The organism is Meridianimaribacter flavus (assembly GCF_004366715.1).
Taxonomy (GTDB): Bacteria; Bacteroidota; Bacteroidia; order Flavobacteriales; family Flavobacteriaceae; genus Gaetbulibacter_B; species Gaetbulibacter_B jejuensis.
The window spans coordinates 35,309-58,909 of record NZ_SOQZ01000006.1; the positions used below are offsets into that span (position 1 = coordinate 35,309).

Here is a 23,601-nt window from a genome sequence, read left to right on the forward strand (position 1 = left end):
TCTATTTTTGAAGTATGCAAGACAAATACCAGCTCTTAAGGCAGCATTTTGAAGAAATTATAACACTTACAGATGAAGAGTGGAATTTTATTGCACCTCATTTTGAACATAAAAAACTTAAAAAGCATCAGTTTTTAATTCAAACAGGACAACCTGTAGATTGCGAATTTTGGATTATCAACGGACTTATAAAATCTTATGCTGTAGATGAAAAAGGTAGTGAGCACATTCTTCAGTTTGCAATGGAAGATTATTGGGTTAGCGACTACTACGCATTTCAGCATCAAATACCTGCCACAATTTTTGTAGATTGTATTGAAGATTCTGAGTTTTTCTGTCTGTCTTTAGAAAGTCGTGAAACCATTTGTCAAAAAATTCCAGCTATGGCAAATTTCTTCCGAATAAAATCTAATTACGGATTTATTGGTTTGCAGCAACGTATCCTGTCTTTATTAACACAAACTGCCGAAGAACGTTACGACGCTTTATTATTTAAACTGCCAAAATTAGTACAGCGTGTACCTAAAAAACTGATTGCAGCCTATTTAGGTGTATCCAGAGAAACCTTAAGCCGTTTTAAAGGTTAAAAAAGTGATATACATCACATTTTTTTGTTGCGATACATCACTTTAAAATCGTGACATACATCCTCGCACAAGTAGTGCTTTTCATTGAATTTTGTACCAGAATTTTAAACCAAAAAACAAAACAATGAAAACAAGATTTTATTTCTCAGCAATCGCTTTGCTTTTTAGCATTGCCTTAATAGCACAAAACAAACAAGATAAACCAAGCGTATTAATGGTGCTTTCAAGTCATCAAGAATTAGGTGATACAGGTAAAGACACTGGTTATTATTTAAGTGAAGTTACTCATGCTTACGAGGTTTTTGAAGCTAATAATTATGAAATCACCTTAGTAAGTCCAGAAGGCGGCAATCCACCAGTAGATGGTTTTGATCTTAAAGATGAAGTGAATAATAAATATTGGAATGATGCAACATTTCAGAATAAACTTCAAAACACATTAAAAGTTTCAAAAGTAAAAGCTAAAGATTACGATGCCATTTATTATGCAGGTGGACATGGTACAATGTGGGATTTTCCAAACAATAAAAAGCTAGCAAAAATTGCTGCAAAAATTTATGAAAACGATGGTATTGTAGCAGCTGTTTGTCATGGTCCTTCGGCTTTGGTGAATATTAAATTATCTAATGGTAATTATTTAGTCGATGGTAAAACGGTAAGCGTATTTACAAATGAAGAAGAAGCCAATGTAGAACTAGAAAACGTGGTACCATTTTCATTAGAAGACAAACTTATTGAACGTGGTGCAACTGTAGATAAAGCAGCTATGTGGCAAGAAAAAGTAAGCGTAGATGAACGTTTAGTAACAGGTCAAAATCCTGCTTCTGCAAAATTAGCAGCAGAAAAAATTGTAGAACTTTTAGAGGATAAACACTAAAAATGGAAACGCAAACAGCAACTTTAAAAACTAAATCTAAACGTAAAAGTTTACCAGCTGCATTATGGGCATTAACCATAAGTGCATTTGGTATAGGAACTACAGAGTTTGTTATTGTTGGCTTACTGCCAACAGTAGCAAACGATTTAAACACCTCAATATCCTCTGCAGGTTTATTAGTAAGTCTATACGCAGTTGGTGTTGCAATTGGTGCGCCAGTATTAACTGCTTTAACAAGCCAGATCGCAAGAAAACGACTGCTAATTGCAATAATGCTATTGTTTATAATTGGTAACGGATTAGCAGCTATCGCGCCAAGTTTTATCTTACTAATTTTAGCTAGAATATTAACTGGTTTTGCGCATGGAGTGTTCTTTTCAATAGGCTCAACAATTGCAGCTAGTTTAGTACCGGAAGATAAGCGTGCTTCTGCAATTTCTATAATGTTTGCAGGTTTAACTGTAGCAATTGTTACAGGTGTACCATTAGGAACCTATATAGGGCAAAATTTTGGATGGCGTGCCACCTTTGTAGGTGTAGCTATCTTAGGAATTATTGGTGCGGTAGCAAGCTACGTTTTGGTACCAGCGTCGATTAAAACATCAAAACCACTTCGTATTGTAGATCAGTTAAAAGTACTTAAAAATCGTTCTATTTTACTGGTGCTTTCTATCACAGCTTTAGGCTATGGTGGTACTTTTGTAACCTTTACTTATTTAGCACCATTATTAGAAGAAGTTACTGGTTTTTCAGCAAATATGACGAGTATTTTATTACTAGTTTACGGTATTGCTATAGCGTTAGGAAATGTAATTGGCGGTAAAGTATCTAATAAAAAACCTGGAAAAGCTTTAATGGTGATGTTTGCCTTACAAGCTATAGTATTATTAATACTTTATTTTACAGCATCTAGCCAAATATGGTCAGTGGTTACACTATTTTTTATGGGCATATTAGCCTTTTCTAACGTGCCAGCATTACAATTGTATGTGGTAAAAATGTCTGAAAAATATTTACCAGGAACCGAAGATGTTTCATCTGCTTTAAATATAGCAGCCTTTAATGTAGGTATTGCAATTGGCGCTTATGTTGGCGGACTTATTATTGAATCTTCACTTGGTGTTGGTGCAACACCTTGGGTAGGTAGTATATTAGTAATAGTCGGCTTTTTAATCACTTTAATTTTATACAAAAAAGAAAAACTTTAGAACAATGAAAACTTTACAATTTAGAAATAGCGACGAAATGCCAATTTTAGGTCTTGGAACCTTTAGATCAGAACCTAATGAGGTGTACACGTCTGTATACGAAGCTATAAAAATTGGATATAGACATATTGATTGTGCATCAGTATATGGTAACGAAAAAGAAGTAGGAAACGCTATTGCAGATGCCATTAAAGAAGGTATTGTTACACGTGAAGACTTATGGATTACTTCAAAATTATGGAGCGATTCTCATGGAAGAGAAAACGTTATTCCGGCGTTACAAAACACCTTAAACGATTTACAGTTAGAGTATTTAGATTTATACCTTATCCATTGGCCAGTTGCCTTTAAAAAAGGTGTCGAGTTTCCTAAAACAGCAGAAGAATTTATTCCGCTTGAAGACAAACCTCTTACAGACACTTGGAAAGGTATGGAAGATGCTTTAGAGCAAGGTTTAACTAAGCATATTGGGATGAGTAATTTCAACCAAAATGATTTAACAGACATTATTGATCATGCTAAACATTTACCAGAAATGCTTCAGGTAGAAGTGCATCCGTTTTTACAACAAAACAAACTGTTAGAATTCGCTAAAGCACATCGCATTCACATGACGGCTTATGCGCCAATTGGTTCTGGTGCAAATGAAGATGACGATTTAAATCTGTTGAAAAACAAGACTATTAACGACATCGCAACCGCTAATAACATGACAGCAGCTCAAGTACTTCTAGCTTGGGATATACAACGTGGTGTTTCGGTAATACCAAAATCGGTTAACCCAAAACGTCTTCAAGAAAATTTTGATACCATTCATTTTGAATTGAAAGAAGACGATATGAAACGTATTGAAGCTTTAGATAAACATCATCGCTTTATAGATGGTACATTTTGGGAAGTTGAAAACGGTCCTTATACCGCAGACAGTATTTGGAATGCTTAATAAAACAACATCAGGTAGCTGTATAGTTACCTGATGTTATTGAATTGAAAAAATTGCTATGAAAAATTTTGATAAACTATATACACCAGGTAAAATGACGCTTGGTATTGAATTTCCTTTAGATAACGATTGGTCTTTAGAAGGCGATAAAAAAAGAAAAGAAGACGGTAGACCATTTGGTGTGCCAGATATTAGTAAGCATTTACAGTACGTTAAACAAATTGATAAGGCTGGTTTTGCTGCTGTTTGGATTAGAGAAGTACCCGTTTACGATCCTAATTTTGGTGATGGCGCACAGTTGTTTGACACCTTAAGTTATTTAGGGTATTTATCTGCCGCAACTAAAAATGTGTTGTTAGGTACAGCTGCAATAGTTTCACCATTACATCAACCTATAAAACTAGCAAAAGCAACCGCTACGATAGAACATCTAAGTGATAGCCGACTTATTTTAGGCTTGGGTTTAGGTGATAGACCTGTTGAGTTTCCTATGTATGGCATAGATTATCAAGATCGACCAAAATTGTTTAGAGATCATCTTAATATTATGCAAGAGGCTTGGAAAACCAACAGCGATTTATCTACCATATATCCGTTTTTAAATAAAGGTGTTGCCGTGTACCCAAAGCCAAAACATCAGATTCCGTTAGTTGTTGCAGGACATTCCGGACAAAGTCTCGAGTGGATTGCCAAAAATGCTAATGGTTGGTTTAATTACCCAAGAACACCAGAGGAAACCTATTTAAACCGTAAACGATGGTGCGAAGCATTGTACGATACAGATCAGGCTTGCAAACCTTATATTTCGGCATTTCATTTAAATCTATTACAAGATGATAATGCGACTTTTAAACCACATCGTTTTGGTGGTGCAATTGGTATTAATCATTTAACCGAATTATTAAAAGCCTACGAAGAAGCAGGTGTTAATCACATGGCATTACATTTACGAAAATCAGACACACCTTTAGATGAAGCGATAAATAAAATTTCCGATATTGTTTTACCAAATTTCAATTCATAATGCAGTTACAGTCCGTTCATCATATTGCCATAATCTGTTCAAATTATGAAGCGTCAAAAGCTTTTTATACAGACATTCTTGGTTTTAGCATAAAAAATGAAGTCTATCGCAAAGACCGAGATTCTTACAAGTTAGATTTAGCATTAAATAATCAATATAAAATAGAGTTGTTTTCGTTTCCTAATCCACCAAAACGCGTATCGCAACCAGAAGCGGCAGGATTACGTCATATTGCTTTTGGTGTAAAAAACTTAGAGGAAAGTTTACAATACTTAGATTCAAAAAACATAACACACGAAGGTGTTAGAATAGATCCTTTTACCAACAAGAAATTCACGTTCTTTAATGATCCAGACAACTTACCTATTGAATTATATGAGTTATAAATTTTATATTGATAGTAGTTCTTAAAATAATGACAAATAAAAAAAGCCTTACAGAAATGTAAGGCTTTTATTTTTAAAGACATTAAAAGAATTAGTGTCCTTTAACTGCTTCTTTTGCTTTGTCTGCTGCATCGTTTACAGCGTCTTTAGCACCTTCTTTAACTGAATCAGCTGCTTCTTCTACTGCGTCAACAGCATCATCAATAGCTTCTTCTGTTGCATCAGCTGCATCGTCCATAGCTTCTCCAGCCTCTTCAACAGCTTCTTCAACTGCGTCACCTGTAGCTTCAGCTGCGTTTTCTATTGCATCTCCAGCTTCATCTGCTTTCTCTTTTGTTTCTCTACATGCTGTGAATGACAATCCAAGTGCCAAAACAAGTAATAATAATTTTTTCATTGTTTAAAATAGTTTTAAGTGTTAAATATGTTACACGAAATTAATAACTTATAATGAATAATCAATGAAAAATTTTAACAAATATTAACATTTTTATTAAGATTATTCAAAATATTAGTCTATTTACGTATGTAATTGATTATTTGGATTACAGCACCTTTATTTTTTTTAATAAAGTTGAGATTTAGTGTGCCTTGTTGTAGTCTTTTGTCTTTATTTTCTATTAGCAACTGTAATTTATCTTCTAATTCATTGAAATTTTTGATAGAAATCAACCCTCCATTGTCAATCATTTCATATGCTTCTGGGAAGTTTTTATAGTTACTTCCAATGATTATAGGGACACCAAAAACAGCAGGTTCTAAAATGTTATGAAGACCTGTGTTGCCCATTGCACCTCCAACATAAGCAATATCAGCATAAGCATAAATTTTACTTAATAGTCCAATAGTGTCTATCACAAATACCGAATAGTTAGAAAGTAATTTGCCCTCTTTTTGTGAGAATAAAACGGTTTCAGTATTTAGGTTTTTAGTAATATTTTGAATTTGAGCAGCTTTGATATTGTGAGGTGCAATAATATATTTAACATCGAGATTTTGATTGTTATTTATGAACTTAATGAGTAACTCTTCATCTTCTGCCCATGAGCTGCCAATAACTACGCAGAGTTTGTCTTGTTTAAAGTTTGAGATAAAGTCTAAAGTGTTATCTTGATTAAGTTGATTGTTAACACGATCAAAGCGAGTATCACCTGCAACTGTTACATTTTTTAAACCAAGAGTGTTTGCTAGAGTTTTTGAACTTTTGTTTTGAACAAAAATGTGTTCAAATGTATGTAAAGCTTTTTTAGTTTTTGAACCATAAAACTTAAAGTAAGATTGGTTTTTTCTAAATGTAGCCGAAATTAAAATAGCTCTTAATTTACGTTTGTTTAGAGCATTCAACATATTCGGCCAAATGTCGTATTTTACAAAAATGGTCAGTTCAGGTTTTACTAAATCTATAAACCGTTTTGCATTACTTTTTGTGTCTAAAGGTAAGTACACAACAAGATCAGCAACGTCGGCGTTTTTTCTTATTTCATAACCTGAAGGAGAAAAAAAAGATAATACGATTTTATGGTTGGGGTAAAGTGTTCTTAGTTCTTTAAAAACTGGTAAGCCTTGTTCAAATTCACCTAACGAAGCACAATGAAACCAAAGTGTATTGTCTTCTTTTTTAAGGTGTTGGTTTAGTTTTTTAAATGTTTCATTTCGACCTTTAACACCTAGCCTTATTTTTTCATTAAATAAAGCTACAATTTGTAATATAAAACCTAAAAAATAAATACCAAGATTGTACAATATTCCCACGTAAATTATGTTTTTGCTAAAATACATTACTTTACACTAAATTCATTGGCTGTCGTTATTGAATTTTGTAAATTCGCTACTCGTCAAATGTTTTTTTGACACTTTCTACAACTCATTACAAATTTCGAATGAAAAAAATACAAATGGTTGACCTTAAGGGTCAATATGAAAAAATTAAAACTACAGTAGATCAATCTATATTAGAAGTTTTAGATTCTACAGCATATATTAATGGGCCAAAGGTTCATGAGTTTCAAAGTAATTTAGAAAATTATTTAGGCGTAAAACATGTAATTCCTTGTGCTAATGGAACAGATGCTTTGCAAATTGCAATGATGGGACTAGGATTACAACCAGGAGATGAGGTTATAACAGCTGATTTTACATTTGCGGCAACAGTTGAGGTTATTGCGTTATTGCAGTTGACACCTGTTTTGGTAGATGTTGATGAGAAAAATTTTAATATCGATATTGAAGCTATTAAAAAAGCGATTACTCCTAAAACCAAAGCTATTGTTCCTGTGCATTTGTTTGGACAATGTGCAAATATGGAAGCGATTATGGAAATTGCTCAAGAACATAACCTTTATGTAATAGAAGATAATGCTCAAGCTATTGGTGCAACCTATACTTACAGTAATGGTAAAAAAGCTAAGGTTGGTACAATAGGTCATGTGGCTTCAACTTCATTTTTTCCATCTAAAAATTTAGGATGTTATGGCGATGGAGGTGCAATTTTCACTAATGATGATGATTTAGCGCATACTATTAGAGGAATTGTAAATCATGGTATGTATGAGCGTTACCATCATGATGTTGTAGGTGTTAACTCGCGTTTAGATTCTGTTCAAGCTGCAGTTTTAAATGCTAAATTACCAAACTTAGATACATATAATTCTGCAAGAATAAAAGCAGCTAATGCTTATGACAAAGCATTTGAAGGTCAAGAAAAAATTGTTACTCCTCATAGAGATGGAGCAGAAGATAATCACGTGTTTCATCAATATACATTGAGAGTTTTAGATACTGATAGAGATGCTTTGGTTAAACATTTAAATGAAAACGGAATACCATGTGGTGTGTATTATCCAATTCCGTTGCATTTACAAAAAGCGTATAAGGATTCTAGATATAATGAAGCCGATTTTAAAGTTACCAATCAATTGGTGAAAGAAGTGATTTCGTTACCAATGCACACCGAGCTTGATGATGAACAAATAAGCTTTATTACAAATACAGTTATAAATTTCATAAACAACAATTAATGAAAGTATTAGTTACTGGAGGACTAGGATTTATAGGCTCGCATACTGTCGTTGAATTACAAAACAAAGGTTTTGAGGTTGTAATAATTGATGATCTTTCAAATTCCTCAATAGATGTGCTTGAAGGCATTACAGCAATTACAGGTAAAACACCAATCTTTGAAAAACTAGATTTAAAAGATAAATTAAAAGTTGAAACATTTTTTAATGCTCACAAAGATATTGTAGGTGTAATTCATTTTGCAGCAAGTAAAGCGGTAGGCGAAAGTGTTGAGAAACCTCTGTTGTATTATGAAAACAACTTAAATACGCTTATTTACATGCTTAAGTCGGTTTTAGGTTTACAAGCATCTAACTTTATTTTTAGTTCTTCATGTACAGTATACGGACAAGCTGATGCTATGCCGATACTTGAGAATGCACCAGTAAAACCAGCTGAATCTCCTTACGGAAACACAAAGCAAATAGGAGAGGAGATTATTAAAGATACCTGTAAGGTTAATGATAATTTCAATGCAATTTCCTTGCGATATTTTAATCCAGTTGGAGCGCACGAGAGTGCTAAAATAGGAGAGTTACCTCTTGGTGTTCCTCAAAATTTAGTGCCTTTTATTACTCAAACAGCTGCTGGACTTAGAGAGCAACTTTCGGTATTTGGAGATGACTATCCAACGCCTGACGGTACCTGTATACGAGACTATATTCATGTGGTTGATTTGGCAAAAGCTCATGTTATTGCGTTGCAACGCCTAATTGATAAAACCAATGCTTCTAACTACGAAGTCTTTAACATAGGAACAGGTAAAGGCAGTTCAGTGCTAGAAGTTATTAAGTCTTTTGAAAAGGTGTCTGGAGAAAAACTTAATTACAAGATTGCTCCTAGGCGTGCAGGTGATATTACAAAAGCTTATGCTGACACGTCAAAGTCTAATAATGAATTAGGTTGGAAAGCTGAACTAACTTTAGACGATGCTATGCGTTCTGCATGGAATTGGGAAAAAAAGATAAGAAACCTGTAATACGTGTGTTGTTATTGTTGTAAAGTTTAACAGTAACTAAGTCAGTGTATTAACAATTTTTTAAGAGCGTTTCATTATTAAATTGAATAACTTTAAAAAGGCTAATTCAATCTAATGAAATTTCATTTAAAAATAAAAAGGTTGCTTTTATCTATTGGTTTTACTTTGTTTATAACCAATTGTTTTTCAATGACTGCTATTGATGTTGCACAATTAAGTGACTCCTATAATTTAAAGTATGGAGTTTTAGACTTTTTATATTTCTACGTTGCACTTATTGGTTTTTATGTTGCTATAATCCTCAATTTTACAAAGAATACTGATAGAGTTAGTACAAGTTTAATGAGTGGTTTTATTCTTGTTCATACTTTTTTTATATTGGATTTTGTGCTTTATAATACCAATTATCAGCTTAAATATGCACATACCTATTTAATGTCTGCTTCTGTAGCTTTACTTTATGGTCCATTACTGTACTTTTACTTTAAAAGAATTAATAATCAACATAAGTTTAAAGCATTAGATGCTTTACACCTCTTACCTACAGTGGTATTACTTTTCTTTTTATTCCCATTGTATAGTTTGCCTTTAGAAGAAAAAATGAAAATACAATTAGGGACAAGTAGTGTTTACACTGAAAGTTCGTTTTTTTATATAGTTTTTATCCCAAAGTTAGTGTCGTTAATTATCTACGGATTTTTGATAAGTAAAAATCATTTAAAGAGTACAAAGTCTAAACTATACAAGAATTTAGAAGCAATCGCTTTTTGGAAGAAGGGAGTGTATAGAATGCATGTGCTTTTTGTAGTGTCTTATTTTATATATGGTATATCAATTAGTGGCCTGTTTTTTAATGCATATAGTTTTATTTATCAAATTGTAGTGGTAGCTATGGCTTTAATGGTGCTTTATATTTCCTATATGGCTCAAGTGCAACCTAAAGTATTTAGTAAAGAAATAATTTTAAAGAATACTGAGTTTTTTTCAAAGTATCAAAAATCAGGATTAACAAAATCGTTGTCCAATGAATTGAAGCAAAATTTGATTACGCTTATGGTAGATCATAAAATATTTATGGATAACAGTCTAAACCTAGAAAGCCTTTCTGAGAAACTCGAAACATCTCGCCATAATACATCTCAGATTATAAATGAGCATTTTAATATGAACTTTTTTGAGCTAATTAATAAATTTAGAGTTGAAGAAGCTATCCAAATGCTTAAGCTAAGCGATAAGAATACTCAAATTATTGATGTTGCTTATGCTGTTGGTTATAATAATAAGGTTACATTTAATAAAGCATTCAAGAAAGAAACTTCTCTAACACCTTCACAGTTTTTGAAATCAGTAAATGAAAAATGAGTAAACTATTATAGGCTTTACCTTTTTTTATCGACAAAATAGCTTCATTTGTGATGCAATTGCAAAGGTAGTTTGTATACATCAAACTAAAACTAAATTCTATAGTTTCATTAGGCTTTGTATTCATATTGTGAAAAAAATAGATTTGAATTAGCCTTTAAAAATATTTATCACCTACCTTTTTGCAGTTGTATTTTTAATTATTTCAATAGTAATATAGTTATCAACGTCTCAAGGAAAAAGTATCAACTTAACCCTGACTTCTGTTAGTTAGGAATGAGTTAAGTTCTTTTATTGAGCATGTCTAACTCAATACAAGTTTTAGGTAAAATCTGAAAGATTAAGTAATTTCCTTGAGGCTTTTTATGAAAGACCAGTATTTTTTGAATTTTCAATAGATGCTGGTTTTTCCTACAAATATCATAACGATATGCGCATTAAATTATCATATTCGTATTTAATAAATTGATTAACAATGATTTAACCTCAATTATTTTGAATTGGGATATAAGATGCCTTTCTTTGCCTTGAATGATAAATGAATAAAATGAAATTGATAAGTATAAAAAGACAGACAAAACCCGAAGCACGATTCACTCCAAAAATGGGTTTATTACAAACAAATGTAACGTATATTAAAAAGCAATTTTTAAGTATTCCGTTTAAAACCCTTCACAAATATAGAGAGACATACTATGGTGAAGTAAAAGATTGCGAAGACTGTATTTTAGCTAAATAAAAAAAAGCCTCTTAATAGAGGCTTTTACTTTTTTATTCTACTGTTGTTTTTTTCTTAGTAAAAAAACTTCCTAAAAGTAATAATATCATCCCAGATGTAACTGATATATCGGCAAGATTGAAGATTCCGGTTCTAAATACTCCACCAAAATCTAAATGAAGAAAATCTATTACTTTGCCATAAGCAATACGGTCAAAAATATTAGCAATTCCACCTCCTGCAATACAACTTAGACCAATAATTGCTAATTTATCTAAATGTTTGTTTTTGAAAATATAAAAAACAAGATAGCTTAATACTAAAACGGGTAATAGTATTAAAAGTATAATACGTAATGTGTCGTTTAGTTCGCTACCCATTCCTAAAAAGGCACCTGAGTTTTTTACATATTGAAGAATAAAAGTGTTACCAAAAACTTCAATGGTTTCACCTAAATTCATTTTACTATCAACTATCAATTTAGATATTTGATCTACAGCAATGTTTACTACAATAAGTAGTATTATAGCTAAATTTCTAGATAGTTTCATAAGTTATGAGTTAGTCTCAAAAGTTGCTGAAACCGTTTCAGCTTCTCTATTTATTTTTTTAACTAAACCTTGTAATACTTTTCCAGGTCCAACTTCAGTAAATAATGTTGCACCATCAGTAATCATTTGTTGTACCGATTGTGTCCATCTTACTGGAGCTGTTAATTGAGAGATTAAATTGGTTTTAATGGCAGCTTCATCAATTACTGCATTTGCTGTAACGTTTTGGTATATTGGGCAGTTTGGTTTTCCAAACATTGTATTTTCAATAGCGGCAGCAAGTTCTTCTCTTGCTGGTTCCATTAAAGGTGAGTGAAATGCTCCACCTACAGGCAATACTAATGCACGACGAGCTCCTTCTTCTTTTAAAGTTTCACAAGCTTTGTTAATAGCTTCAACTTCCCCTGAAATTACCAATTGTCCAGGGCAGTTATAATTAGCAGCAACTACAACACCTTCTGTCATTGCACATACTTTTTCAACTACATCATCATCCAATCCTAATACTGCAGCCATTGTGCTTGGTTGTAATTCGCAAGCTTTTTGCATTGCCAAAGCACGTTGCGATACCAGTTTTAAACCATCTTTAAAAGTTAAAGTACCATTTGCTACCAAGGCCGAAAACTCTCCTAAAGAGTGGCCAGCAACCATATCAGGTTTAAAACTATCACCTAAGGTTTTAGCTAAAATTACTGAGTGTAAAAATATTGCAGGTTGAGTAACTTTTGTTTCTTTAAGGTCTTCTGCAGAACCTTCAAACATTATATCAGTTATAGAGAATCCAAGAATATCATTGGCTTGTTCAAAAAGTTCTTGAGCAAGAGGTGAATTTTCATATAAGTCTAATCCCATTCCAGTAAATTGGGCACCTTGACCAGGAAAAATGTATGCTTTCATGTATTAAAATTTTATGTTGCAAAAATAGGAATAATATCTTTAAAAGATATTAGCATTAATTTTGAGATAGGTATACTTTTTTACTGTCTTACATAGGTTATAAAAGAAAACGCATGATTGTGCTTTTCATCTTTTTCATGGCGTTCTCTATCTATTTCTTTCCAAGTGGTAGTATCTATTTCTGGAAAAAATGTATCAGCACCTTCAAAAGTGTCATGTACTCTTGTAAGTTCAATTTTATCAACAAGATTAATGGATTGTTTGTAAATTTCTCCGCCACCAATTATAAACGGTTGTGTGTCACTTTTAGCCGCATCAATAGCGTCTTCTAAAGAATTAACTACAATTACTCCATCTGGTACTTTATAGTTGTTTTGTCTTGTAATTACTATATGTGTTCTGTTAGGAAGCGGTTTAGGAAAGCTTTCAAAAGTCTTACGACCCATTATAATATGATGACCAGAGGTTAAACTTTTAAAACGTTTAAGGTCGTTACTTAAGTGCCAAATAAGGTCATTGTCTTTTCCTATAGCATTATCTTCACCAGCAGCAACAATTATGGTAAGTTGACTAGCCTTGTTGCTTTTTTTAAGTTTTTGAACTTCATTATATGCTTGGGTTTTTGCCATATGTGTTTCTTCTTTCAAAAAACCTTGTTTTAGTTGTTCAATACGCTCTTGTTGTTTAGCAACCAATTTGTCTAATTGCTGTTGTTCCCAGGCTGTTCCCATAAATTTTTGGGTTACAAACACATTGAAAAGGTGATATATAAAAAGAAACAACCAAATAAGTATTGCATATACAAACCAGTCTATACCAAAAAAGGTAGTGTCTTTTCCAATACCTAAAACAGTATTTGCAACAATTAAAAACACAGCTCCAATTAAAAACACAACAAAGTGAGCATATAAGCGCTTTTTTTGTTTAATGCGTTTTTGAGCGTTTTGTATAAGCTCCAATTGTTCTTTATCTATTTGAGGTTTTTGTTTTTTCTTTCCGAACATAATCATGAAATAATTGAAAGGTAAATTTACGTCTTTTTTATAATATAGTTTTTAAGATTTTATAGGTCTATTTTTTAAAGTAATAGAGTTTAATTGATGTAAAAAGTCGCGAAATCGTTGTAACATAAGTGCAGGTAATTGAGGTATTTGAAAGTGCAAACGTTGTAGTGGTAAACGCTCTGAAAATCAAACGATAGCAATGTTGAATATCTGCCAAAAAAGAATATGTTTTTTTTCTTACTTTAAATTAAAATGAACTCATTTTTAACGAAATGATAAATCGTGTCTCAAATGCAAAGAATTGTTTGTAGCTAGGATTTTCTTTTATAGCTTTGAAATAGAATTAAATACATTTAATTATGGCTATTAAAAAACAATACTTAAAAAGCAAACCAGTATGTAAAGTCACTTTTTCTGTACCTGCTGAAGAAGCTAAAAAAGTAACAGTAGTAGGAACCTTTAACGAATGGAAAGAGAAAAAAGATTTTCAGCTTAAAAAGTTAAAGAACGGGACTTTTAAAGGTACTGTAGATTTAGAAAAAGACAGCTCTTATGAATTTAGATATATTGTAGATGGTACATATACTAACGATGAAGCTGCAGATGCCTACGCATGGAATGACTATGCAGGAGCTGAAAACAGCGTTTTAAATTTATAATTTTGAAAAAACAGATTAGAAGAAAAGCTTTCAAAAATTGAAAGCTTTTTTTGTTTTGTATAGTTTTATCTATTACTAAGATAAACAGGTATTGAATAAGGAATAATAACAGGTTTCCCTTTAATTTTACCAGGAGTCATTTTTGGTAAACTATTAATAACTCTTACAGCCTCTTTTTCAAGTTTTGGGTGAGGACCTCTTGCTTTAGCTTCTATAATTTCCCCTTCTTTATTTAATTTGAAAATAATATAAACAGTATAATCACTTGTTGGCAGGTCAAGGCTTTTAAATACATCAAGATTGTAGTTTTTAGTGATGAATTTTGAAATTTTATCTGACATGCATTTTTTTAGTTTTTTATTACTTCGTTTTCGCTCACAACCAGGATAAATAGGAATTTCATCAAGCACTATAATTTCAGATTCGTTTTCGCTCTCAGGTTTAGTGATTGAATCTTGAGCATTGCTTAGACTAGTAAGAAATAAAAAGCAAGTAAAAAAGACTAGTGTTTTAAGCATGTTTATACAGCAACAGCACCTTTAATATGTGGGTGCGGATTATAATCCACTAAAGTGAAATCGTCAAAAGTAAAGCTAAAAATATCCTTTACTTCAGGATTCAAAATCATTTTTGGTAGTGGTCTTGGGTCTCTAGAAAGCTGCAATTCTAGTTGCTCGAAGTGGTTGCTGTAAATATGAGCATCACCAAAAGTGTGTATAAATTCTCCAGCTTCATAACCACACACTTGAGCCATCATCATGGTAAACAATGCATAAGATGCAATATTGAAAGGAACGCCTAAAAATATGTCAGCACTACGTTGATAAAGTTGACAAGATAGCTTTCCGTTTGCTACGTAAAATTGAAAAAACGCATGGCAAGGAGGTAATGCAGCTTTACCGTTTGCAACATTTTCACTAAAGCTTTTAGAAGTGTCAGGTAGCACTGAAGGATTCCAAGCTGAAACTAACATTCTTCGGCTATTTGGGTTGGTTTTAAGTGTTTCAATCACTTCCTTTATTTGGTCAATTTCGTCACTATTCCAGTTGCGCCATTGATGACCGTAAACAGGTCCTAAGTCTCCATTTTCGTCAGCCCATTCGTTCCAAATACGAACGCCATTTTCGGTTAAATAGTTAATGTTTGTATCACCTTTTAAAAACCACAGTAACTCATGAATTATTGACTTAAGATGTAGTTTTTTAGTTGTTACCATTGGGAAACCTTCACTTAAATCAAAACGCATTTGATAACCAAAAACACTTTTTGTTCCTGTTCCTGTTCTATCTCCTTTTTCGTTTCCGTGTTCTAAAACGTGTTTTACTAAATCTAAATACTGCTTCATAATTTCTGTGACTTTTCGAAAAATAAAAATAGAAAAAAGGGTTAAATCACGATGACTCAACCCTTAAATAATATTAAAAGTTATTAACTGTTTTTAACCTATAATCATACCAGCAATAGTTGCTGAAATCAATGATGCAATTGTACCTCCAATTAAAGCTTTCATCCCAAATTTAGATAAGGTTTTACGCTGTCCAGGAGCTAAAGAACCAATACCTCCAATTTGAATACCAATAGATGCAAAATTAGCAAAACCACATAGCATGTAAGTTGCCATGATTATTGATTTTTCGTATGTTAAATGAATTGAGTTTCCTGCGTTTTTAAGGTCTGCTAATTGAATGTACCCAACAAATTCACTTGCAGCTAATTTAATACCTAGCAACTGTCCCATAAGCGCCATGTCTTCTTTGGCAACACCAATTAACCACATTAAGGGAGAGAAAATATAGCCCAAGATAAACTCTAATGATAAACTCTCATATCTAGTATTTTCAACAATCCAAGAGTTTAAACCAGTAAAATATCCTATTTTTCCAAATCCATAGTTAATCATAGCTATAAACGCTACAAACACCAAAAGCATAGCGCCAACATTAACGGCAAGTTTTAAACCTTCGGTAGTTCCGTTAGCAATAGCGTCTAATATATTTGAACCAATTTTATCTTGAGATACAGAAACATCTGTATTTACCTCTTCAGTTTGAGGGTAGAGTATTTTTGAAATAACTATAGCACCTGGAGCAGCCATTACTGATGCCGCTAAAAGGTGTTTTGCGTAAAATAGTCTTAATTCAGGATCGTCACCACCAAGAAAACCAATGTAAGCTGCAAGTACAGCTCCAGCAACGGTAGCCATACCACCAATCATGACAAGTAGCATTTCGGACTTGTTCATTTTTTCTAAGTAGGCTTTAATTAATAAAGGTGCTTCGGTTTGTCCTAAAAAGATATTTCCTGCAACACTTAAACTTTCAGCTCCTGAAATTCTTAGGGCTTTTGAAAGTAACCAAGCCATTGCCTTAACAACTTTTTGAATAATCCCTAGGTAAAATAAAACCGATGTAAGTGCCGAAAAGAAAATAATTGTTGGCAGTACTTGGAATGCAAAAATAAATCCAAAGGTATCCATATCAACCACTAAGCCTTCAAATAGAAACTTACTTCCTGCTCTTGTGAAATCTAATATTTGAACAAATATTTTTCCAATAAAGTCAAAAATAGTTTGGACAAATTCAACTTTTAATACACCAACAGCAATTAGTAATTGAAAAGCTAGACCAATGCCTACGATTCTCCAGTTAATGGCTTTTTTATTACTACTGAATAAAAAAGCAATAAAAACCAAACTTATCATACCTAATACACCTCTCCAAAGACTAGTGAAAGAAAACCCTTGACTAGGAATAATTGTACTTTCAGGTGTAGCGTCTTCAGTTGTAATAGCAGTGTTTTCGGTGTCTATTACTTCTTTAATTTCATTAATTGAATTTATAGAGTCTGTTACAATTTCTGTAACTTGTTCAATTGTATCTAATTGAGTTGCTGTTTCTGGGTTTTGTGATACGGTTAGGGTTGTAAAAAGAAAAAATAGGGCAACAAAAAACAAAAACTGCTTTCTCATAATTTAAAATAGGTATTACTCTCGTTTTGAGATTTCGTCACGAATATTTGCTGCTTTTTCATAATCTTCATTATTTACAGCTTCGTCTAAAAGTGAATGTAATTCTTCAATAGATTTATCTTTGTAGCTTTCATGAACGCTAGCTTCAATTTCTTCAGCAACTAATTCATCCATTAAGATACTATCTTCTTCTTCGTCTTTTTTAGGATTTACTTTTAAGTAAATACCTGCTTTGTCTAAAATATTTTTGTAAGTAAAAATAGGAGCGTTAAAACGTAAAGCTAAAGCGATGGCATCACTGGTTCTTGCATCAATTATTTCCTCTATTTTATCACGTTCACAAATTAAACTTGAATAAAACACTCCATCTACCAATTTGTGAATGATAACTTGCTTTACAACGATATCAAATCGGTCAGCAAAATTTTTAAAAAGGTCGTGTGTTAAGGGTCTAGGAGGTCGTATTTCTTTTTCTAAAGCAATGGCAATTGATTGTGCTTCAAAAGCACCAATAACTATTGGAAGTTTTCGGTCACCATCTACTTCGTTTAAAATCAAAGCGTAAGCGCCATTTTGAGTTTGGCTGTACGATATGCCCTTTATGTTAAGACGAACTAAGCTCATAAATTTAAAAACACAAAGAACTGTTTAAATTAGGACTTTACCAAACTGAAATTAACAGATTTGGAGATTTAGACCAAATTCAAACAGTCCTTTAACAATACAATTTATAAAAAAATTATTTATTGCTGAGCTTTAAATTCCTTTAATTTCTCTATTAATTTAGGTACAACTTCAAAGGCATCACCCACAATTCCGTAATCAGCAGCTTTAAAGAAAGGTGCTTCAGGATCTGTGTTGATAACTACTTTTACTTTTGATGCGTTGATACCTGCTAAATGCTGAATAGCTCCAGAAATTCCAACTGCAATATATAAGTTTGATGCTACTGGTTTTCCTGTTTGTCCTACGTGCTCACTGTGTGGTCTCCAACCTAAATCACTTACAGGTTTAGAGCATGCTGTAGCAGCACCAAGAACATCTGCTAATTCTTCTATCATTCCCCAGTTTTCTGGACCTTTTAATCCACGTCCACCAGATACTACAACTTCAGCATCTGCAATAGTAACTTGACCTGTAACTTTATCTACAGCATCAACTTGTACTTTTATTTCTGGAATTGAAGCTGAAAAATCTTCAGCAGCTGCACTTGCAGTATTTTCTTTTAATCCGAAAGCATTTTTTGAAACAGCTACTAATTTAACATCAGAGTTAATTGTAGTCATGTTAAATGCTTTGTTTGTAAATGCAGTACGTTTTACTGTAAATGGCGAAGTGCTTGATGGCGCTTCAACCACGTTAGATGCAAAACCTGCATTTAAATCTACTGCTAAAAGAGGTGCTAAATACTTGCTGTCTGCACTTGAGCTTACAATAACAACTTTGGCATCTTCTTTTTCTGTAGCTTGTTTTATAATGCTTGCATAGGCATTGGCATTAAATTTATCTAAACTAGCATCGTTAACTTTTAATACTTTGTCAACGCCATAGTTTCCTAAAGCTGATGTGTCATCGGCATTTATAGTAACTGCAGTTACTGTTGTTCCCATTTGGTCTGCAACAGCTTTTGCATAAGAAGCAACTTCAAACGCTACTTTTTTAAATTTTCCTTGTTCTGATTCTGTATATACTAAAACTGACATCTTTTCTTTTTTGTACGTTAATTAAATGACTTTTGCTTCGTTGTGAAGTAGGTTTACTAATTCACCAACATTATCTGCATCTACTAAAGTAACAGCACCTTTTGGAGCTGGTTTTTCAAACTTAACTGAAGCTGTTTCAGCTGATGCATCAACAGGTTCTACAACGTTAAGAGGTTTTTTACGAGCCATCATAATACCTCTCATATTAGGAATACGTAAGTCACTTTCTTCAACAAGTCCTTTTTGACCACCAATTACTAATGGTAAAGTTGTAGACACAGTTTCTTTTCCTCCATCAATTTCTCTTACAGCTTTTGCGGAAGTTCCATCAACCTCAAGGCTAATACAGTTGTTTACAAAATTTGCGCTAGTTAATCCAGCTAACATTCCTGGAACCATACCTCCATTGTAGTCAATAGATTCACGACCAGCAATTACTAAATCGTAACCACCATTTTTTACAACATTTGCCAATTGCTTTGCGACTGCAAAACCGTCTGTAGCTTCAGTGTTAACTCTTATAGCTGTATCTGCTCCAATAGCTAAAGCCTTACGAAGTGTAGGCTCAGTTTCAGGACCACCAACATTTACAACATCTACGCTAGCACCTTGTTTTTCTTTAAACCACATAGCACGAGTTAATCCAAATTCGTCATTAGGATTGATTACAAATTGTACACCATTTGTGTCAAATTTTGTGTCGCCATCCGTAAAATTAATTTTTGAAGTCGTATCAGGTACATGACTAATACATACTAATATTTTCATATCGTTATTATTATGTTTTACACTAAAAATTTTTTGAGGTTACGAAGTTAATTATTTTAATTTGAATATTTACTATGCACGCATAATATTTTTTCCTTTTTAAAGATAATTTCAAGATCGATTGATGAAATTTTGAAAAAAGATGCACAAATTTTAAGAATTCTTTAAAACAAAATACGATTTGAGTGTTTTAAAATAGCATCAATTTAAAAATGAAGACCCAATAAGAAACAATGTATTATTATAAGGTGTATTTTTTATGAAATATTCCTATTTTTGCTTTCCGATTTAAAGAGATAATAAATGAAAACTATTCAATTTAGAGAAGCAGTTTGTGAAGCCATGAGCGAAGAAATGCGTCGTGATGAAAGCGTTTACTTAATGGGTGAAGAAGTTGCTGAATATAATGGTGCATATAAAGCATCAAAAGGTATGTTGGACGAGTTTGGTCCTAAACGTGTTATTGACACACCAATTGCTGAGCTTGGTTTTGCAGGAATTGCAGTAGGCTCAACAATGACTGGTAATAGACCAATTGTAGAGTATATGACATTCAATTTCTCTTTAGTTGGTATTGACCAAATTATAAACAACGCAGCAAAAATCAGACAAATGTCTGGTGGACAATTTAAGTGTCCAATTGTATTTCGTGGACCTACAGCTTCTGCAGGACAGTTAGCTGCAACACACTCTCAAGCTTTTGAAAGCTGGTTTGCAAATACTCCAGGTTTAAAAGTTGTTGTGCCTTCAAACCCTTATGATGCAAAAGGATTATTAAAATCTGCTATTCGTGATGACGATCCAGTAATTTTTATGGAAAGTGAGCAAATGTATGGTGATAAAGGCGAAGTTCCTGAAGGCGAATATTTAATTCCGTTAGGAGTTGCAGATATTAAACGCGAAGGAACTGATGTTACTATCGTTTCTTTCGGAAAAATCATCAAAGAAGCTTACAAAGCAGCTGATGAATTAGAAAAAGAAGGGATTTCTTGTGAAATTATCGATTTGCGTACTGTACGTCCAATGGATAGAGCAGCAATTATAACTTCTGTAAAGAAAACAAACAGACTAGTAATTCTTGAAGAAGCATGGCCTTTTGGTAATGTGTCTACTGAAATTACATATTTAGTACAGTCTGAAGCGTTTGATTATTTAGATGCTCCAATTGTAAAAATTAACACAGCCGATACGCCTGCTCCTTACTCTCCAGTACTTCTGGAAGAATGGTTACCTAACAGTAACGATGTAATAAAAGCAGTAAAAAAGGTAATGTATAAATAAATCGCATTTTTTTGCGTTATATAAACTTCATTGGCAGTATTGTTGATGAAGTTTTTTGCTTATGAAGATAAAATTAATAGCCCTATTTTTTTGCCTAGGAATTGCTAACGTATTGGCACAGACCAAAGTTAGTGGTCATGTAGTAGACGAAAACAACGACCCTGTTGCTTTTGCTAATGTACTTTTTAAAGGATCTACCGAAGGTACAATCACTAACGAAAATGGTAAATTTTATCTTGAATCTGAAACTACTTGGGATGCTCTCATCGTTTCTTTTTTAGGTTACGAAACTTTAGAGTTGCCACTTGCCAAAAGAGTAAACTACGAGCTCAATTTGGTTTTAAAAGAAGAGGCTGATGCACTTGATGAGGTTGTAATTGTTACAGGAAAGCAATCTAAAAAAGCCGAAGAAAATCCAGCCATTGCCATTTTAAAGAAAATATGGGAACACAAGCGTAAAAACGGACTCAATCAGTTTAAGCAATACGAGTACGATAAATACGAAAAGGTTGAGTTTGACTTAAACACTATTGATAGTGCACTTATAAAAAGCAAGCTGTTTAGAGGTATGGAGTTTGTTTTTGAAGAAGTAGACACCTCAAGAGTAACAGGAAAAACCTACTTACCAATATTTATTAATGAAGCCGTAAGTAGAGTTTATGGCGATAATGTGCTAGACAAGGAGAAAGAAGATTTAAAAGGAAATAAAAACTCTGGTTTTAGCAACAATCAGGTGATTATCGATTTTGTAGACGACCTATATTCCGATTATAACATTTACGACAACTACCTTAAGTTTTTTGATAAAAGCTTTGTAAGCCCAATTTCTAAAACAGGAATTAACACTTACAACTACGTGCTTTCTGATAGTTCGTTTATTGATAACAAATGGTGTTACAACATTATTTACTATCCACGTAGAAAAAACGAACTCACTTTTAAAGGTGATTTTTGGGTTGCTGATACTACCTATGCTATCAAAGAAATTAATCTGCAAGCCTCTAAAAGTGCTAACATAAACTGGGTAAAAGAAATTTATATAGAGCAAGAGTTTGAAGTCCTTAATGACTCGTTGTTTTTGATAAAGCGCGATTATTTTATGTCAGATTTTGCGCTGAACAAAAAAGAAAAATCTCGTGGAATTTACGGTAAGCGTACCACCTTGTATGATAATTACGAGTTTGATAAACAAAAAAACGAAAAGTTCTATAGCGAAGAGGTTTACAACTACAATGAAGACGTTTACAATCGTGATGATTCCTTTTGGGAAGAAAACCGACTAGAGTCGCTCAACAAAGACGAAAAAGGTGTTTACAAAATGTTAGACACTTTAAAAACCGTAAAAAAGTTTAAACGACTTTACAATATTGGTAGCGTGTTAGCTTCAGGTTACATTGAGTTTCCGAGTATTAATTTTGATTATGGACCTATCTTTTCAACGTTTGGATATAATGAAGTAGAAGGTGTAAGGGTAAGAACAGGAGGACGTACCTATTTTGGACCAAACGACCTTTGGAGGCTCGAAGGGTTTTTGGCTTATGGTTTTAGAGACGATAAGTTTAAATATGGTATCTCAGGAAAATGGTTGGTAGATAAAAAGAATCGTATTATTCTCTCTGGTGGAAACCGAAGAGATGTAGAGCAAATAGGAGCGAGTTTAACCAATTCAACCGATGTTTTAGGACGTAGTTTTGCCTCATCAGCTGTGGTTGGTACAAGTCCTAACGATAAGCTGTCTAGTATTAATTTAACAACGCTTTCGTTAGAAATTGAGCCAGTAAAAAACCTTGTGTTTAGGCTAGGAGCTAACTATAGAACTTTAGAGTCGGCTTCAGAAACTTTTAGTCTCGATTATTTTGATGAAGAATCTCCTACAGGAATTTCATCCGAAATAAGACAATACGAAAGCACGCTTTCGGTATCGTATTTCCCAAAACGAAAAATGACAGGTTTTGGTGTAGAACGCAGAAATGCCAATGATAATTACGCAAGTTTATTTGCTCAATTAAGCAAAGGAGATCGTACTGTTTTTGGTAGCGATTTTGACTATACCAAATTGCAGTTTTCATACATACAACCATGGCAAGTTGGTGGTTTTGGTCGCTTAACCACAACTATTGAAGCAGGTAAAACCTTTGGCGAAGTTCCGCTTGGGTTGTTAAGTGTAGTTCCTGGTAACCAATCGTATTTTTCTATTTACAACACTTTCTCGCAGTTAGATTTTTATGAGTTTGTAACTGATACCTATTCGTCATTACATTTAGAGCATAATTTTAACGGTCGATTATTTTCGCGTATACCATTTCTTAAAAAGTATAATCTAAGAGCTATTGTTGGCGTACGTGGTGTTTGGGGAGAAATTTCACAAGAAAACCGCAACCTTAATGCTTCAGGTTTAATCTACAACGCACCTAGTGATGAGGTGTATTACGAATACAGCGTTGGTGTAGGTAATATTTTTAAAATACTACGTATAGACTTCAATTTTAGAGGAAATTATCTCGATACACCTGACGCACGAAAGTTTGGTGTTACAGGAAGCTTTGGGTTTTATTTTTAAGAGGTTCGTTTAGCGTGTTCGTGTTATGGCTAGTTGCGTTGGCAATAACTAATAATTACTTTTAGCCAT

24 protein-coding genes are annotated in these 23,601 nt (G+C 33.0%); 13 read left to right on the plus strand and 11 right to left on the minus strand.

Annotated features, from left to right (window positions below; all coding sequences use genetic code 11):
• Nucleotides 1–14 precede the first annotated feature (14 nt).
• From A8975_RS12145 to A8975_RS12170, 6 genes are all read left to right on the plus strand, one after another.
• Nucleotides 15–587, plus strand: a complete 573-nt coding sequence (locus tag A8975_RS12145) for a Crp/Fnr family transcriptional regulator (protein WP_134200781.1) — start codon at nucleotides 15–17, stop codon at nucleotides 585–587.
• Nucleotides 588–711: 124 nt separating this feature from the next.
• The gene (locus A8975_RS12150; protein WP_134200783.1) at nucleotides 712–1,464 is read left to right on the plus strand and encodes a type 1 glutamine amidotransferase domain-containing protein; all 753 of its coding nucleotides are present in this window, start codon (nucleotides 712–714) and stop codon (nucleotides 1,462–1,464) included.
• A 2-nt stretch (nucleotides 1,465–1,466) separates the two neighbouring features.
• The gene (locus tag A8975_RS12155; protein ID WP_134200785.1) at nucleotides 1,467–2,672 is read left to right on the plus strand and encodes an MFS transporter; all 1,206 of its coding nucleotides are present in this window, start codon (nucleotides 1,467–1,469) and stop codon (nucleotides 2,670–2,672) included.
• Nucleotides 2,673–2,676: 4 nt separating this feature from the next.
• Complete coding sequence (locus A8975_RS12160; RefSeq protein WP_134200787.1) at nucleotides 2,677–3,615, plus strand: aldo/keto reductase; 939 nt, start codon at nucleotides 2,677–2,679, stop codon at nucleotides 3,613–3,615.
• A gap of 58 nt (nucleotides 3,616–3,673) precedes the next feature.
• Nucleotides 3,674–4,639, plus strand: coding sequence for a TIGR03571 family LLM class oxidoreductase (locus A8975_RS12165; RefSeq protein WP_134200789.1), 966 nt, complete (start codon nucleotides 3,674–3,676; stop codon nucleotides 4,637–4,639).
• Nucleotides 4,639–5,025: a VOC family protein gene (locus A8975_RS12170; protein ID WP_134200791.1), complete on the plus strand. Its 387-nt coding sequence runs from the start codon at nucleotides 4,639–4,641 to the stop codon at nucleotides 5,023–5,025. Before A8975_RS12165 ends, A8975_RS12170 begins: the two co-directional genes overlap by 1 nt.
• A gap of 91 nt (nucleotides 5,026–5,116) precedes the next feature.
• On the opposite strand, the gene A8975_RS12175 is transcribed toward A8975_RS12170, so the two are convergent.
• Nucleotides 5,117–5,422, minus strand: a complete 306-nt coding sequence (locus A8975_RS12175; protein WP_129761150.1) for a hypothetical protein — start codon at nucleotides 5,420–5,422, stop codon at nucleotides 5,117–5,119.
• 119 nt (nucleotides 5,423–5,541) lie between these two features.
• Nucleotides 5,542–6,777, minus strand: coding sequence for a 3-deoxy-D-manno-octulosonic acid transferase (locus tag A8975_RS12180; protein ID WP_134200793.1), 1,236 nt, complete (start codon nucleotides 6,775–6,777; stop codon nucleotides 5,542–5,544).
• A 128-nt stretch (nucleotides 6,778–6,905) separates the two neighbouring features.
• Here A8975_RS12180 and A8975_RS12185 point away from each other — a divergent pair, with 128 nt between their 5' ends.
• The 4 genes from A8975_RS12185 to A8975_RS12200 all read left to right on the plus strand — a co-directional run bounded on the left by A8975_RS12185 (nucleotide 6,906) and on the right by A8975_RS12200 (nucleotide 11,162).
• Nucleotides 6,906–8,042: a DegT/DnrJ/EryC1/StrS family aminotransferase gene (locus A8975_RS12185; RefSeq protein ID WP_134200795.1), complete on the plus strand. Its 1,137-nt coding sequence runs from the start codon at nucleotides 6,906–6,908 to the stop codon at nucleotides 8,040–8,042.
• Nucleotides 8,042–9,061 (plus strand): UDP-glucose 4-epimerase GalE, encoded by a 1,020-nt coding sequence (galE, locus tag A8975_RS12190; protein WP_134200797.1) that lies wholly within the window; start codon nucleotides 8,042–8,044, stop codon nucleotides 9,059–9,061. The genes A8975_RS12185 and galE overlap by 1 nt, the downstream gene beginning before the upstream one ends.
• Before the next feature lie 114 nt (nucleotides 9,062–9,175).
• Nucleotides 9,176–10,423, plus strand: coding sequence for a helix-turn-helix domain-containing protein (locus A8975_RS12195; RefSeq protein WP_134200799.1), 1,248 nt, complete (start codon nucleotides 9,176–9,178; stop codon nucleotides 10,421–10,423).
• 547 nt (nucleotides 10,424–10,970) lie between these two features.
• Nucleotides 10,971–11,162, plus strand: a complete 192-nt coding sequence (locus tag A8975_RS12200; RefSeq protein ID WP_129761145.1) for a hypothetical protein — start codon at nucleotides 10,971–10,973, stop codon at nucleotides 11,160–11,162.
• 32 nt (nucleotides 11,163–11,194) lie between these two features.
• Here the strand turns inward: A8975_RS12200 and lspA are convergent, their stop codons facing one another.
• The 3 genes from lspA to A8975_RS12215 all read right to left on the minus strand — a co-directional run bounded on the left by lspA (nucleotide 11,195) and on the right by A8975_RS12215 (nucleotide 13,593).
• Nucleotides 11,195–11,692 (minus strand): signal peptidase II, encoded by a 498-nt coding sequence (gene lspA / locus A8975_RS12205; RefSeq protein ID WP_134200801.1) that lies wholly within the window; start codon nucleotides 11,690–11,692, stop codon nucleotides 11,195–11,197.
• A gap of 3 nt (nucleotides 11,693–11,695) precedes the next feature.
• Nucleotides 11,696–12,589 (minus strand): ACP S-malonyltransferase, encoded by an 894-nt coding sequence (gene fabD / locus A8975_RS12210; RefSeq protein WP_134200803.1) that lies wholly within the window; start codon nucleotides 12,587–12,589, stop codon nucleotides 11,696–11,698.
• A gap of 80 nt (nucleotides 12,590–12,669) precedes the next feature.
• Entirely contained in the window at nucleotides 12,670–13,593 is a 924-nt protein-coding gene (locus A8975_RS12215) for a dihydrofolate reductase (protein ID WP_134200805.1), read from the minus strand.
• Between the two features lie 359 nt (nucleotides 13,594–13,952).
• Between A8975_RS12215 and A8975_RS12220 the strand changes: the two genes are divergently transcribed.
• Nucleotides 13,953–14,252, plus strand: a complete 300-nt coding sequence (locus tag A8975_RS12220) for an isoamylase early set domain-containing protein (protein WP_134200807.1) — start codon at nucleotides 13,953–13,955, stop codon at nucleotides 14,250–14,252.
• Between the two features lie 65 nt (nucleotides 14,253–14,317).
• Here A8975_RS12220 and A8975_RS12225 read toward each other — a convergent pair whose 3' ends face one another.
• The 6 genes from A8975_RS12225 to A8975_RS12250 form a co-directional block, all read right to left on the minus strand.
• Entirely contained in the window at nucleotides 14,318–14,770 is a 453-nt protein-coding gene (locus A8975_RS12225) for an energy transducer TonB (protein ID WP_134200809.1), read from the minus strand.
• 2 nt (nucleotides 14,771–14,772) lie between these two features.
• A complete protein-coding gene (locus tag A8975_RS12230; RefSeq protein WP_134200811.1) occupies nucleotides 14,773–15,597 on the minus strand; it encodes a thymidylate synthase in 825 nt (274 codons plus the stop codon).
• 93 nt (nucleotides 15,598–15,690) lie between these two features.
• Nucleotides 15,691–17,220, minus strand: a complete 1,530-nt coding sequence (locus tag A8975_RS12235; protein WP_243832984.1) for a NupC/NupG family nucleoside CNT transporter — start codon at nucleotides 17,218–17,220, stop codon at nucleotides 15,691–15,693.
• A 15-nt stretch (nucleotides 17,221–17,235) separates the two neighbouring features.
• Nucleotides 17,236–17,844 carry a bifunctional nuclease family protein gene (locus A8975_RS12240; protein ID WP_129761138.1) on the minus strand — a complete coding sequence of 203 codons (609 nt, stop codon included), beginning with the start codon at nucleotides 17,842–17,844 and terminating at the stop codon, nucleotides 17,236–17,238.
• A gap of 119 nt (nucleotides 17,845–17,963) precedes the next feature.
• Nucleotides 17,964–18,923, minus strand: coding sequence for an electron transfer flavoprotein subunit alpha/FixB family protein (locus A8975_RS12245; RefSeq protein WP_129761137.1), 960 nt, complete (start codon nucleotides 18,921–18,923; stop codon nucleotides 17,964–17,966).
• 21 nt (nucleotides 18,924–18,944) lie between these two features.
• Entirely contained in the window at nucleotides 18,945–19,691 is a 747-nt protein-coding gene (locus A8975_RS12250; protein WP_134200813.1) for an electron transfer flavoprotein subunit beta/FixA family protein, read from the minus strand.
• 303 nt (nucleotides 19,692–19,994) lie between these two features.
• Between A8975_RS12250 and A8975_RS12255 the strand changes: the two genes are divergently transcribed.
• Nucleotides 19,995–20,972 carry a pyruvate dehydrogenase complex E1 component subunit beta gene (locus A8975_RS12255; RefSeq protein WP_131508880.1) on the plus strand — a complete coding sequence of 326 codons (978 nt, stop codon included), beginning with the start codon at nucleotides 19,995–19,997 and terminating at the stop codon, nucleotides 20,970–20,972.
• 61 nt (nucleotides 20,973–21,033) lie between these two features.
• Entirely contained in the window at nucleotides 21,034–23,532 is a 2,499-nt protein-coding gene (locus tag A8975_RS12260; protein WP_131508881.1) for a DUF5686 family protein, read from the plus strand.
• Nucleotides 23,533–23,601 lie beyond the last annotated feature (69 nt).

Excerpts from the sequence above, each read along its gene's own strand:
- A8975_RS12225 (WP_134200809.1), bottom strand. The coding sequence starts at position 14,770 with ATGCTTAAAACACTAGTCTTTTTTACTTGCTTTTTATTTCTTACTAGT.
- A8975_RS12255 (WP_131508880.1), top strand. The coding sequence starts at position 19,995 with ATGAAAACTATTCAATTTAGAGAAGCAGTTTGTGAAGCCATGAGCGAA.
- galE (WP_134200797.1), top strand. The coding sequence starts at position 8,042 with ATGAAAGTATTAGTTACTGGAGGACTAGGATTTATAGGCTCGCATACT.
- A8975_RS12235 (WP_243832984.1), bottom strand. The coding sequence starts at position 17,220 with ATGAGAAAGCAGTTTTTGTTTTTTGTTGCCCTATTTTTTCTTTTTACA.
- fabD (WP_134200803.1), bottom strand. The coding sequence starts at position 12,589 with ATGAAAGCATACATTTTTCCTGGTCAAGGTGCCCAATTTACTGGAATG.
- A8975_RS12150 (WP_134200783.1), top strand. The coding sequence starts at position 712 with ATGAAAACAAGATTTTATTTCTCAGCAATCGCTTTGCTTTTTAGCATT.
- A8975_RS12145 (WP_134200781.1), top strand. The coding sequence starts at position 15 with ATGCAAGACAAATACCAGCTCTTAAGGCAGCATTTTGAAGAAATTATA.
- A8975_RS12240 (WP_129761138.1), bottom strand. The coding sequence starts at position 17,844 with ATGAGCTTAGTTCGTCTTAACATAAAGGGCATATCGTACAGCCAAACT.
- A8975_RS12170 (WP_134200791.1), top strand. The coding sequence starts at position 4,639 with ATGCAGTTACAGTCCGTTCATCATATTGCCATAATCTGTTCAAATTAT.
- lspA (WP_134200801.1), bottom strand. The coding sequence starts at position 11,692 with ATGAAACTATCTAGAAATTTAGCTATAATACTACTTATTGTAGTAAAC.
- A8975_RS12195 (WP_134200799.1), top strand. The coding sequence starts at position 9,176 with ATGAAATTTCATTTAAAAATAAAAAGGTTGCTTTTATCTATTGGTTTT.
- A8975_RS12175 (WP_129761150.1), bottom strand. The coding sequence starts at position 5,422 with ATGAAAAAATTATTATTACTTGTTTTGGCACTTGGATTGTCATTCACA.
- A8975_RS12220 (WP_134200807.1), top strand. The coding sequence starts at position 13,953 with ATGGCTATTAAAAAACAATACTTAAAAAGCAAACCAGTATGTAAAGTC.
- A8975_RS12160 (WP_134200787.1), top strand. The coding sequence starts at position 2,677 with ATGAAAACTTTACAATTTAGAAATAGCGACGAAATGCCAATTTTAGGT.
- A8975_RS12165 (WP_134200789.1), top strand. The coding sequence starts at position 3,674 with ATGAAAAATTTTGATAAACTATATACACCAGGTAAAATGACGCTTGGT.
- A8975_RS12245 (WP_129761137.1), bottom strand. The coding sequence starts at position 18,923 with ATGTCAGTTTTAGTATATACAGAATCAGAACAAGGAAAATTTAAAAAA.
- A8975_RS12215 (WP_134200805.1), bottom strand. The coding sequence starts at position 13,593 with ATGTTCGGAAAGAAAAAACAAAAACCTCAAATAGATAAAGAACAATTG.
- A8975_RS12230 (WP_134200811.1), bottom strand. The coding sequence starts at position 15,597 with ATGAAGCAGTATTTAGATTTAGTAAAACACGTTTTAGAACACGGAAAC.
- A8975_RS12185 (WP_134200795.1), top strand. The coding sequence starts at position 6,906 with ATGAAAAAAATACAAATGGTTGACCTTAAGGGTCAATATGAAAAAATT.
- A8975_RS12155 (WP_134200785.1), top strand. The coding sequence starts at position 1,467 with ATGGAAACGCAAACAGCAACTTTAAAAACTAAATCTAAACGTAAAAGT.
- A8975_RS12200 (WP_129761145.1), top strand. The coding sequence starts at position 10,971 with ATGAAATTGATAAGTATAAAAAGACAGACAAAACCCGAAGCACGATTC.
- A8975_RS12250 (WP_134200813.1), bottom strand. The coding sequence starts at position 19,691 with ATGAAAATATTAGTATGTATTAGTCATGTACCTGATACGACTTCAAAA.
- A8975_RS12260 (WP_131508881.1), top strand. The coding sequence starts at position 21,034 with ATGAAGATAAAATTAATAGCCCTATTTTTTTGCCTAGGAATTGCTAAC.